This is a genomic window from Arthrobacter sp. TB 23 (genome assembly GCF_000294595.1).
Taxonomy (GTDB): Bacteria; Actinomycetota; Actinomycetes; order Actinomycetales; family Micrococcaceae; genus Arthrobacter_D.
Map to the genome: position 1 here is coordinate 1 of NZ_ALPM01000048.1, position 11,981 is coordinate 11,981.

Annotated in this window: 13 protein-coding genes; all 13 read right to left on the reverse strand. The window is 61.5% G+C overall.

What is annotated here, in order from left to right:
* A partial coding sequence (locus B384_RS17960) for a thiamine pyrophosphate-binding protein (protein WP_035766591.1) occupies nt 1–372 on the reverse strand: 372 nt, incomplete at its 3' end.
* Nucleotides 373–453: 81 nt separating this feature from the next.
* A complete protein-coding gene (locus tag B384_RS0106230; protein ID WP_019482264.1) occupies nt 454–1,269 on the reverse strand; it encodes an SDR family NAD(P)-dependent oxidoreductase in 816 nt (271 codons plus the stop codon).
* Nucleotides 1,269–2,081, reverse strand: coding sequence for an SDR family oxidoreductase (locus tag B384_RS0106235; protein WP_019482265.1), 813 nt, complete (start codon nt 2,079–2,081; stop codon nt 1,269–1,271). The genes B384_RS0106230 and B384_RS0106235 overlap by 1 nt, the downstream gene beginning before the upstream one ends.
* Nucleotides 2,082–2,127: 46 nt before the next feature.
* A complete protein-coding gene (locus B384_RS0106240; protein WP_019482266.1) occupies nt 2,128–3,105 on the reverse strand; it encodes an NAD(P)H-quinone oxidoreductase in 978 nt (325 codons plus the stop codon).
* Between the two features lie 41 nt (nt 3,106–3,146).
* A complete protein-coding gene (locus B384_RS0106245; RefSeq protein ID WP_019482267.1) occupies nt 3,147–3,902 on the reverse strand; it encodes an SDR family NAD(P)-dependent oxidoreductase in 756 nt (251 codons plus the stop codon).
* On the reverse strand, nt 3,899–4,915 hold the full coding sequence (locus B384_RS17965; protein ID WP_019482268.1) for a zinc-dependent alcohol dehydrogenase: 1,017 nt from the start codon (nt 4,913–4,915) through the stop codon (nt 3,899–3,901). The genes B384_RS0106245 and B384_RS17965 overlap by 4 nt, the downstream gene beginning before the upstream one ends.
* Entirely contained in the window at nt 4,908–5,612 is a 705-nt protein-coding gene (locus tag B384_RS0106255; RefSeq protein ID WP_019482269.1) for an ABC transporter ATP-binding protein, read from the reverse strand. The genes B384_RS17965 and B384_RS0106255 overlap by 8 nt, the downstream gene beginning before the upstream one ends.
* The gene (locus tag B384_RS0106260; protein ID WP_019482270.1) at nt 5,599–6,327 is read right to left on the reverse strand and encodes an ABC transporter ATP-binding protein; all 729 of its coding nucleotides are present in this window, start codon (nt 6,325–6,327) and stop codon (nt 5,599–5,601) included. The genes B384_RS0106255 and B384_RS0106260 overlap by 14 nt, the downstream gene beginning before the upstream one ends.
* Nucleotides 6,324–7,367, reverse strand: coding sequence for a branched-chain amino acid ABC transporter permease (locus B384_RS0106265; protein ID WP_019482271.1), 1,044 nt, complete (start codon nt 7,365–7,367; stop codon nt 6,324–6,326). Before B384_RS0106265 ends, B384_RS0106260 begins: the two co-directional genes overlap by 4 nt.
* On the reverse strand, nt 7,364–8,251 hold the full coding sequence (locus tag B384_RS0106270; protein WP_019482272.1) for a branched-chain amino acid ABC transporter permease: 888 nt from the start codon (nt 8,249–8,251) through the stop codon (nt 7,364–7,366). Before B384_RS0106270 ends, B384_RS0106265 begins: the two co-directional genes overlap by 4 nt.
* Before the next feature lie 74 nt (nt 8,252–8,325).
* Complete coding sequence (locus B384_RS17970; RefSeq protein ID WP_083850851.1) at nt 8,326–9,609, reverse strand: ABC transporter substrate-binding protein; 1,284 nt, start codon at nt 9,607–9,609, stop codon at nt 8,326–8,328.
* Nucleotides 9,610–9,641: 32 nt separating this feature from the next.
* The gene (locus B384_RS0106280) at nt 9,642–10,394 is read right to left on the reverse strand and encodes an SDR family oxidoreductase (protein WP_237715247.1); all 753 of its coding nucleotides are present in this window, start codon (nt 10,392–10,394) and stop codon (nt 9,642–9,644) included.
* Complete coding sequence (locus B384_RS0106285) at nt 10,391–11,839, reverse strand: aldehyde dehydrogenase family protein (RefSeq protein ID WP_019482275.1); 1,449 nt, start codon at nt 11,837–11,839, stop codon at nt 10,391–10,393. Before B384_RS0106285 ends, B384_RS0106280 begins: the two co-directional genes overlap by 4 nt.
* Between the last annotated feature and the right edge of the window lie 142 nt (nt 11,840–11,981).

Sequence of the window (11,981 nt, forward strand, 5' to 3'; positions counted from 1 at the left end):
CCCGCCAAACCCGGACTGGTAGGGCCCGTGGTGGGAGTAACTCCCGCCCTCCGTGGCATCGATCAGAACGACCATCGGCGAGGCGCCTAGATGGGCTTCCATCACACCGATCCCGCCTGCCCCCAGAATCCATGCGCCCTGAGCCATTACGACGGCGGCTCGGTCGGTAAGCCGACCGTACGCTTCCGCCATGACGGTGCCTAAAGATTCCTCCCGGACCAGAACCGCCTCGACGTCACCGAGGTCACGCAGGGCGTCAAAGACCTCGACCATGTGCCCGCCCGGCATACCGAATACGATCGGGTCCTGCATGCTTGAGATTACGTGGGCAATTCCCTGTGCTCCGGTGGTGCCTGGGGTGAGCGCAATCATGGTTCTCCTAAATGTCCTGAGTGGATGGTGCAGTCGGGTAGGGGTTCTTAGTTCGGCGGTGCGCCGGTCGTGCCGACCGTCTTAGGTGGTCGTTCCGCCGTCGACGGGAATGATGGTTCCCGTCACATAAGCACCCAGATCGGTGACCAGAAACTCGAGGGCGCCAGCACAGTCGGCTGGGGTACCAAACCGGCGGAGTGGAACCGACTTGAGCAGGTCGCCCGATCCGATGTCGTCGAACATGGCGGAAAGGCGGCCGGTAGCGATATACCCCGGAGCGAGGCAGTTCACGGTGATCCCCTCGGGGCCCAACTCTTGGGCGAGCGAACGGGTATACATCTCGATCCCGGCCTTTGCCGCGCCATAGATCGAGTACCCACCGCCGGGAAAAGACCGGCTTCCAGCCATGGAAGATACGGTGACAATCCGCCCCCACCCCCGTCCCCGAAGGTGTTTGGCACCCGCACGACACGTGGAAATGGTTCCCACAAGGTTGAGGTGAACGACAGCGTTAACGTGCTGCGCTGTGGCGTTGGCGGGTAAGGAGTCAGACATGGAGCCGGAACCTCCCCCGGCGTTGCACACGAGGACGTCAAGTTGCCCAAGGGCTGTAACCGCCCCATCGATGGCTCTTTCGATGCTGTCCGCATCAGTAACGTCAGCAGCAAATCCGACCGCGCGACGCCCGAGGCCGATGATGTGCTCCTCAGTTGACCGGCCGGCCGCCGCCTCATCTTCGGACGCCACCTTGGTGAACGACCGCAGGTCTCGGTCCACTACAGCGACATCCGCACCCAACTCGGCAAGACGGATGGCGTAGGCGCGGCCGATACCACGGGCCGCACCGGTTACCACTGCAACCTTCCCGGCAAGCGGCTGGCTTTTATGCTCGACCATCAGTGTTGCTCCTTCGCTGCGAACCGTTCGGTGGGCATGCCCTCGAGTCCCTCAGGCAACTCGGGTGAGCTCTCCTGTGTCCCGCCCATCGATTGGAGTCTCGTCGCAACGATGGTCATCTCTGGGATGTGCGCCCTCGGTGGGAGACTGACCGCTGCCAGGACCGCCGCTGCAACGTCCTCCGGCTTTAGGCACCAACGCCTCAGTTCGGGCGGCGGGGGAACGGGCCGACGGTCGATGAGCGGAGTGTCCACTAGTCCGGGAAGGACCGAGGTGACCCGCACACCGTGTGCGTGTTCATCCCGTGAAATGCCTCGGCCGAGAGCTACAAGCGCCGCCTTAGTTGCCGCGTATGCCGGTCCGGCATGATCCGGCCATTGCGCGGACACGGAAGCAATTAGGATGACGTCGCCGCCCCGACCACGCATCGCCGGGATCGTACGTCGCAGAAGGTGCACGATGGAATCGAGATTAAGGTTGCGGACCGCTTCCCAGGATTCCTGCGTGAGCTGATCGAACCGGCGGCCAGTCATGTTCCTCCCGGCCGCGCAGACGACGATGTCCGGCCTGATCCCGTCGAGGCTGTCGCAGAGCTTATCAAGCTGCGCAGGATCTGATAAATCCACACCATAAGCCATCCCCCGCCCGGCAGCGACCACCTCAGCGCCCAGTACGTCCGCGACCAACTCTTTGCGGCGTGCGACGCCGTGCACCTCGGCACCGGCATCGAGCAGGGCCCGCGCAATCTCAGCCCCGATCCCGGTGCTGGCGCCAGTCACCAGTGCGATACGGCCATGTAAATGTTCCTGCACGGTTGATTCCTCCCCGCGGGGCGACCTTTGCCCGGATAGGTACGCTTCAGGATCCAAAATCAAGCAGCACCTTCCCCTGCTTGACGCCCGACTCAACGTGGTCGAACGCAACAGCAACATCGCTTGCCGGGAAAACCCTGTCGACGATGGGCCGAACTGTGCCGCTCGCGAGATGCGGTAGCACTTCACGCTCGAACGCTCGCACTGCAATGGCCTTATCTTCCGTGGGACGCGCCCGAAGGACTGAGGCGAGGAGACGCCCCCGCCGGCCCATGAGTGCTCGCAGGTTAATTGTTGCTTCGGCTCCCGCGCCCACGCCGACGACCATGACCCGCCCGAGGACCGCCAGCACAGCGAAGTCGGTCGCAAGGTTGGGGGCACCGACAAGTTCCAGTACGACGTCCGCGCCACGGCCAGCCGAAACATCCTGAACAATCTGTGCCACATTCTCGGGATCGGCCGGGATAGCCCCAAGGCTGGTGACCAGCTCACGGCCACGTTCCGTCCGGCTCGTGCCGATGACGCGCGCGCCGCTAGCCCGGGCTATCTGCACGGCAGCACTTCCAACGCCTCCCGTAGCTCCATTGACCAGGAGAACCTCCCCAGGACGCAGCGCCGCCTGGCTACGGATAGCGTCATGGGCCGTGATGAACCCCTCGGGAACGGCAGCGGCGGCCAAGTCGTCAAGGTTGTCAGGGACGATACACACATGCCGTTCGGAGATCAGTACACGGTCGGCCAGGCCACCGCCGGCGACCAGACCCATGACGCGGGTCCCGACCCTCATTCCCAGCACCCGCGGGCCGACTGCGACAACCTCGCCGGCTACCTCGAGTCCAGGGATGTCGATCGGCGCGCCAGGAGGCGGCGGGTAGTCGCCGTTACGTTGCTGCAGGTCCGCCGGGTTAATCCCCGCATAACGCACCCTGACGAGTAGCTCGTCACCTTCGGGTACCGGGTCCGGGCGTTCGCTCAAGGCTATTACCTCGTTGCCGCCGGCTCCCTTGTATATAACAGCTCTCATTCTTATCCTCCTCGATCAGACCTCGCCCGTTGTCGGACGAGTCAGTGCATGTGCAGGCCGCCGTTGACCTGGATGACCTCTCCGGTGATGAAGCCCGCAGCCGGTGAACACAGGAACTCAACAACACCGGCGACCTCGTCAGCCGTGCCGAACCTGCCCAGCGGCGTGCTGCGAAGCAGGTCCGTAGCCGATGCGTCCCGCAGTCCGGCGGTCATGGAAGTCTCGATGACCCCCGGCGCCACCGCGTTGACTCGAACTTTTGGTCCGAGCTCCCAAGCCATCGACCTCACTAGTGACAGCAATCCGCCCTTGCTGGCCGCGTAGGCAGCGTGCCCGCGGCTGCCCCGCATCCCCGCGATCGAGGTCAAAGCCACAACTCCGGCGCCGTCGGCAAGGTGTACTGCTGCGGCTCGCAGCAGGTAGAATGCTGAATCGAGATTGATGCTTATGCACCGGCGCCACTCCTCGTCGGTGGCCTCAGTCACTAATTTCTCCGGGTAGACCCCCGCTGCAAGAACGAGGCTGTCGATACGTCCGTGCAGCTCCAGCGCTGCAGCAACCAGGATCTCGCTGTCCGCGGGGTCCGACACATCCCCCGGTAGAACGGTGATAACGGCCCCCTGATTTTCAAGCTCTGCCCGAAGCGGAGCGAGTACCTCAGGCGAGCGATCCGACAGGACCAGATGGTCCCCCGGCCGAGCAAATCTGCGAGCAATCGATGTACCAATTCCGCCAGCCGCCCCGGTGAGGACGAGGGTTCGAGGGCTTTCAGTCGGCTTGGTATTCTCGAGGATCATGGAATTAGCACCGCCTTTACAACCTCTCCGGCGGCGGTAGCTTCGAGCGCCTCGATCGCTTGCGCTAGAGGAAAGGCTGTGCTGACGATGTCCTCAAACCCGGGAGCCAAGGCGAGAGCCTGAGCGGCAGCGATGTAGTCCTCCCGCAGCGAACCGTAGCTACCACGGAGGTTGATCTCACCGCGGACCAAGGAGTTGATGGGAATGAGTGGTTCTCTGGCGAAAAGAGCCACGACAACGACCGATCCCCCCGGTGTCACCGATTCAACCGCCTGTGCCAAACCCGCCGAGCTACCCGATGCCTCAATCCAGGCATCCACCGGGGTGGCTAGCTCCCCGAGATCACCTCGGACCGCGGTTATACCGAGACTCCGGGCTGCAGGTAGCCGGGTAAGCTCGTCCCGCTCGGTCCCGGTCAAAACAACGTCCACGCCGCCCCGCGCCAGAAGCCAGGCCGTGAACATACCGATCGGGCCGGGACCCGAAACCGCGACACGTGCTCCCGTCGGGAGTTCACCAAGGTGGCGCACCGCCCGCGCCGCAACGGACATTGGCTCGGTGAGTGTCATTCGAAGGGCCGGCGCGTCCGCGTCCACCTCAACGAGGCGATTGACAGGTACAGAAACATAAACGGCGCCGCCCCCATCGAAGGACAATCCGAGAACTTGCCGGTCGGGACAGATTTGGCTGAGTCCTGTCGCGCAGGTGGGACAGGATTGGCACCCGTCGATAGCAATGGGCACGACACGACGACCAATCCATGAGGAATCTGCGCCCGGGCCAACGGCAACCACCTCACCGACAAGCTCATGGCCGAGTACCACTGGGGTTTTGACCCAGCCGTAACCGTCATCACCGCGCCAGGCATGCACATCACTGCCACACAGGCCGCAGGCCTCAACCTTGATCTGGGCCTCGAGTTCCGAAGGCGGCCGGACGGCGACATCGGTGACGGAGGTCCATTCCTGGCCAGGACCCGCCTTGACCAGCGCGGGAAGGGTCGAGTCAGACACCGAGGTATGCCTCCCGAACCTTCGGATCATTCCGGATCTCTTCGGCGGTGCCGCTGTGCGTGGTGACGCCCTTGTCGATAATCGTTGCGCGATCAGCGGCTTGCAACGCGTGTTGGACCTGCTGCTCGACGAGCAGGACCGATACACCTTCGGCTGCGATCTCCTTCACGAAAGTGAACATCTGCGAGACGATGACCGGCGCCAGGCCGAGCGACATCTCGTCGATCATCAGGACCGTCGGTTCGGACATCAGGCCACGCCCAACAGCGCACATCTGCTGTTCACCGCCCGACAAGGTCCCCGCCAACTGGGTGCGCCGTTCCGAAAGTTTCGGGAGCATCGAGTAGATCCTCGCCAGCCGGTCCTTGCTCTTCCCGTCCTTTCGCCTCGAGTAGCCTCCCAACAGGAGATTTTCCTCGACAGTGAGGGTGCCAAAGAGTCGTCGGCCCTCGGGAACGTGGACGATCCCGAGACGAACTCGTTCTTCGGGTGTGGCCTTCGTGATGTCCTCACCGTTGAACATCACTGTTCCTTTGCGGGCCGCGAGGACACCGCTCACGACTCGCAGAGTAGTAGTCTTCCCTGCTGCATTCGCTCCCAGCAGCGCGGTGACGCCACTGTCCGGGAGTTCAAATGACACGTTCTCCAGCGCTTGGGCTTCACCATAGTAGGCAACTAGCCCCTCAACTTTCAGCATGCTTGTCATCTCCGATATAGGCCGTGATCACTGCAGGATTCTTGAGTACGTCTTCAGATTTCCCCTCTGCGATGAGGGTTCCCTGGTCGAGCACGATGATCCGATCGCTGACCGAAGTCAACGCCTTGACCAGGTGCTCAATCATGATGATGGATACGCCGCGGGCACGGACCTCGGTGACGAAAGGCAGGACATCGAGAACTTCGCGAGTATTGAGGCCGGCGAGCACCTCGTCTAGAAGCAGCACCTTGGGGTCTGTGGCGAGCGCACGGGCCACCTCAACCCGCTTCCGCTGAGCCAGGGTGAGCTGGCTGACATCTTTATTCGCCAGTTTCCCGATTCCAAGTTCGTCCAACAGGTCAATCGCCTTCCGTCGGGCTTCGCTGACCTTATGCGTGTGAACGAGCACCGGAACCATGACGTTCTCTACCACCGTCATCCGCAGGAATGGCCGGACCACCTGAAAGGTCCGTCCGATGCCGGCCCGCGCTCGTTTGGTGGGGCTGGTTGCCGTGATGTCCGTTCCATCCAGGGTGATAGACCCGGTGTCGGACCGGATCGTCCCGGTGACAAGGTTGAACAAGGTTGTCTTGCCGGCCCCATTTGGTCCAATGATCCCAAGGATCTCCCCCTCCTCCAGGTGCAGCGATACGCTATTTACTGCCTGCACCCCACCGAAACGCTTCGAGACGTTCTCAATGTTCAACAAACTCATAGCTGATCCTTCTCCCGAGGCTCTTCGACTACTTTTTCCGGCTGTTCGTCGACAACCGACGTGTCATCTGTCAGTCGATCGTCTCCTCGATTGCGTCGGAACCGCGCTCGCAGCTTTTCGATACCGGAGACCAGGCCTCCGGGCATCAACATGACGACCGCGACGAGCACGACACCGTAAATCATGAAGTTCAAGCCCTGTTGCCCGGCGAACGCACTACGCATGTATTCGCCGATGGGTGTCATCAGCACTGCACCCAGAATTGGTCCCAGCACAGTGCCGGCGCCGCCGATGATTCCGTTTAGAGCTGGCTGGATCGAATAAAGGTTCAACGAAAAGTTGGTCTCGGGATCGACAATGAAAAAATACTGTGCGGCAAACGCGCCGAAAGCGCCGGTCAGGGCAGCTGAGACTACGAGTGCGAGCACTTTGAGAACGGCCGTGTTGACCCCGAGGGCACGTGTCGCCTCATCGTCAGAACCGGAGGCTCTTAACTGGTAGCCCATTCGTGAGTAGTAGATCTTGATCGATACGAGCACTGCAAGGATCGTCAACCCGAGGACAATGTAGTAGTAGGGTTCCCGGTCCGAGAAGGACATGTTCAGCCAGCCGGGCTGGTATGGGATGGTGAGGCCCTCTGAACCGCCAGTGAAGTCGCGTGCGAAGACCGACAGAAGTCGGATCACTTCAACGAAGGCAAGCGACGCGAGCGTAAAGAACGGTCCACGCAACCGGAGCAGCGGGATGGACAGGAGGAGACCTCCACCGGCGGCCACGACCATCCCCGCGAGCATCCCCAGCCACGGATTAACTCCGTAGTCAAGGAGCAGGATTGCCATTGTGTAGGACCCAAGACCGAAAAACGCTGCGTGTCCCAGAGACAGGGCTCCACCAAAGGCAGCGATGTTCCAGGCGACGGTAATACCGACGAACATGACGATGAGCACAGCGTTATTCAGTAGATACTGGTCAATAACCAATGGCAAGAGTGCCAGGAGCGCGACGACAACAGCTCCAATAATCAGGTTTGAGCGCTTCACTTCAGCCCCACCTCCTCAGTGCCGGCGCCCTTGCCGAACAGACCCTGAGGCCGGACGAGAACGACGATAATGAACAGAGCGAACAGCACTGCTTGCTGCAGCGCAGGAGATATGTACGTGCCTGCCAATGTTTCGATTGCCCCCAGCAGCACACCACCAACGAGCGAACCAACCATGCTTCCCATCCCGCCGATGACGACGACGATAAAAGCGATGAGGGTCATGTGAACCCCGAACAGCGGCGAGGCCGAGGTGAATGGCACAAGCATCACGCCAGCGACACCGGCGAGCATGACGCTAATGCCGGTTGCCACAAAATAGAACTTCTTCACCGGTATGCCAACAAGCACAGCCGTCGAGCTGTCCTCCGCAATTGCCCGCAAGATATTGCCGGTCATAGTCCGGTTCATGACGTAAAACAAGGCTCCGACCATGACGAGCGCCCCGATAAAAGCGACCAGCCGTCCGACCGAAATGGTGATTCCCCCGAGGTCCAGCACTGCTGTCGAATAGCTGGTGCTCACGCTGCGGTGCTGACCTCCCCAGAGGAACAAGGCCAGGTTCTGCAGGATGATGGAAATACCGACGGTCGCGAAGATTTTCATGTTGGCCGATGTTCCCTGGATCGGCTGGAGGATGCCTCGCTGGAAGACAACTCCGATGAGGAACATCGCCGGAGCGACAATGAGCAGTGACAAATATGGGTCGATACCCATACCGAACCACAACCAGAATGCAAGGTACATTCCGATCATGACGAACTCGCCGTGGGCGAAGTTGATGACGCGAACTACGCCGAACAGCAGGTTGAGTCCAACCGATACCAAGGCATAGACCCCGCCGAGGAGGATTCCTGCGACGAGGGTTTGAATCAATAGGTCCATCGATGTTCCTTTCCACAACCTAAGGCCCAGGCCGGGCGCTGCCAGCCTGGGCGCTTATGGGTCAGTTGACTTTGTTACTGTCCGCTGGTTGCTAGCTCGGGTTCGATTGTCCCTACCATTTCCGGATAGACGGTCTCTAGGGTTCCATCCCGCCACTGCATGACATAAGGCGCGGCCTCGGTGTTTTGACCGTTTTCGTTGAATTTCACGCCCCACCCCGTTGCTGTGGTGCCCTGCTCGATGGTGTAGGCGGCGGCCGCTTCACCAAATGCCTCCGGTGACGTATCTCCACCTGTCTCGGCCAGAATGTCGAAGATCACATTCGCGCCCATAAAGTTGGCCAGTGAGTGGCCGGATGCGGGGTCCTCGTTGTACTCCTCCTTGTACAGGGCCAGGAAGTCCTCGAGGCCGGGGGTGGACTCGGGGTTGACGGCATACTGGGTGAAGTCCACGTTGAAGACGTAGTTCGCTGCTTCACCGAGCGTCTCACCGAATCCGCTGAGCGTGTGCCCGCCGCCGGTGCCGATGAACGCTGGGACAACAACTCCGTTTTCCTGCATCTGGCGGGCAAGGAGGATCGCGTCCGACGCGTATGAAACGGCGATCACTACATCTGGATCCTCCTGTTCTATACCAAGCACTGTGGAGGACAGGTCAGTGGATTCGGCGCTGTATGGAGCGTAAGAGATGTTGGTGATACCTGCCTCCGCTGCAACCGTTTCTGTGGAGCGTGCTACGGAGGACCCGTATGAGGAGTCTTCGTGGACCAGCAGCACCTTGACCTCGTCGAGCCCGAGGCCGAGCTCGGGTGCGACAAAGTCGGAGATGAAGTCGATTTGGGTCTGTGCAAAGGTGCCTGCGGGTGGGTTCGTGCGCCACACGTTCTCGTACCCGCGATCGTTGAACTCCTCGCTGATCGCGCCGAGCTCGGCATAGGTGCCTCCGCCGCGGGCGTAGACCTCGGAAGCGGCCAGTGCCAGCGACGACGAATAGGTGCCGATGGCGAGGTCCAGTCCCTCTGAGTCGAGCAGCCGTCGAGCCTCGGAGGTCGCCGCGTTGACGTCTGGGACGTCTGCCTGGACTAGCTTCACCTGTCGGCCGTCTATACCGCCGGCCTCGTTGATCTGCTGGGCGGCAATGTTCGCCCCGCGCCAGGATTCCTCGCCCAGGAGAGCGAGCGATCCGCTGGTTGGGTAGAACGCTGCGATCTCGATGGGACCGGACTCTTCTCCGCCTTGCCCGTCTGCGCCACCATCGGCACCACCGCAACCAGCAAGAATCATACCGGCCGCTAGTACTGTCGAGATCTGAGTCGTGCGTCGTCGCACGCTAGATCCACGCATATTTGTGATTGTCATCTTTGACTCCTTCTTCCCTGGGGTAGGGCTTGTTAGGCGGCTGTCCAGCCGCCGTCGACCATTAGTAGCTGACCGGTGACGTACGCAGATGCGTTCGACGCCAGATAGACAAGTGCACCGGACAGGTCGTCCGGATTACCGAAGCGCTTCTGGGGGATGCGTTTCAATAGCCCTTCACGTGCCTCGTCGTTTTGGAAGAGATTCTCCGTCAGTGCCGTGCGGAAATAGCCCGGACCGATAGCGTTCACCCTGATTCCCTGAGCAGCCCACTCGACTGCCAGCGAGCGGACGATTCCCATGACGCCGGACTTCGTTGCGGCGTAGGCGGCAATGTTGGGTAGACCGAGGGTCGACGTGAGGGACGCTACGAACACGTGGCTGCCTTCGACCCCGGCGGTGAGCTGTCGGCGGCCAACTTCCTGGCTGAGCATGAAAGGCGCTGTGAGGTTTATTCTTACAACTCGCTCCCATTCGTCCAAGGGAAAGTCGACGGCTGCCGCTCGGTGTTGAACTCCGGCCGCGTGCACCACGCTGTCCACGGTGCCACCCAACATTTTCTCCGCTTCGTCCACCAGGGTTGGGATAGCTGCAGTGTTCGCCACGTCTCCGGCCAGGTTACGGATGCCGCTGTCGATCTCGTCGTGGCCCGGGGTCCGGGCAACTGCCACAACTTGGGCGCCCGCCTGGGCCAGCCCTCGGGCCATAGCCTGTCCCAATCCCCGGCTACCTCCGGTGACGAGAATGCGCCGGCCGTCCAGCGAGAAGCGGTCTAGAATGCCGCTCACAGGGCACGCACCGCTACCGTCTTGGTTCGCGTGTAAAACTGCAGTGCGTCCAGGCCCTGTTCCTTGAAGGGTGAACCCGAGTAGCCAAAGCCCCCAAACGGGTGGTGTACATCCCAGCCCGTGGTCGGGTGGTTCACTGATACTTGGCCCGCCTCCGCCTGAGTGATGAAGCGCTCTGCGGCACCCAGGTCGCTCGTGAAGACCGCGGCGGCGAGGCCGTAATCCGAGTCGTTGACGGCTTCGATAGCCTGCTGTTCGTTGTCGACCGCAAGTATTCCAAGAACGGGTCCAAACACTTCGTCACGCCAAATTGCCTGGTCCCGGGTGACTCTAAGGAGGGTAGGGCTAACGAAAGCCCCATGCTCCGAGACGCCCTCGGGCGGGTGCGCGCCGCCCTCAAGTAGCTCGGCGGATTCCCCCAAAGCACGGTCGATGTGATCGAAGATCTCTTTCCGGGCTGCGGCTGAAACTACTGGACCTACCGTTATCCCCTCAGCGTCACCCGCACCGACCTTCAATGCAAGCATGTGTTCCCGGATGGCCGCAATGAGCTGGTCGGCAACCCCCCGGACAACCACAACGCGCGAGGTTGCGGTGCACCGCTGACCGGCCTGCGCAAATGCCCCCGAAACGATCTCCTTCGCGGCCACTGCAATGTCCGCGTCAGCGAGGACGGCGATCGCATTCTTACCGCCCATTTCGGTTTGCACACGGACTGGTCTTCCGGCGAGCTGCTTCTGCAACTCCAGGCCGACCGATGTGGAACCGGTGAAACTAACCGCCTTGAGCGCCTTGGCCTCGAGGAGGCTCCCACCAATGTCCCGGCCTCGTCCCGTCACAGTGCCAAGGACTCCTGCGGGCAAACCGACAGTATTGAAGATGCGTGCGAGTTCGAGAACAATAAGCGGGGTGGCTGTGGCGGGCTTGATGATGACGGCATTGCCCGCCAACAGTGCCGGGCCCATTTTGCGCGCCGGGGTGAGTAGCGGGTCGTTCCAAGGGGTGATCAGTAGTACCACACCGAGGGGCTCATGCACCACTCGCGCGTAGGTGCCAGGTCGGCCGTCGGCGAGAAGCTCGCCATAAGGCAGTCGCGCCTGACCGGCGTAATAGTCGAAGAAGTCGGCGGTCTTTTTGACCTCGACGCGCGCTTCGGCAAGCGTCTTGCCCATTTCTTGGACGATCAGCCGCGCCAGCATGTCGGACTCATCCCGCACGCAGGCGGCGGCCGCCTGCAAGATTTCGCCTCGGGCCAGAACGCCGGTCTCACGCCAGATGCGGGCACCAGTTACCGCCGCGCCGTAGACAGACTGAATATCCTGCGCGGTCATCGCGGGCACACGACCAACCACTTGCTGCGAGTCAGCCGGGTTGGTGACGTCGATAGTTTCACCCGTCGACGTGTCAAGGATCGTGCCGTCAATAAGGTTTCCGGTGATTTTCATACTCTGGCGTCCTTTCCGGCGGTGACAGCGAACGCCTGGTCGAGGTTCCCGTCCCGCATAGTTAGCAGCAGCGCCCGGACGCGCTCGATGTCCATACTTTCCGGGTTTGAGGGGCGGGGATAAAGTTCTACGGTACGGCGGG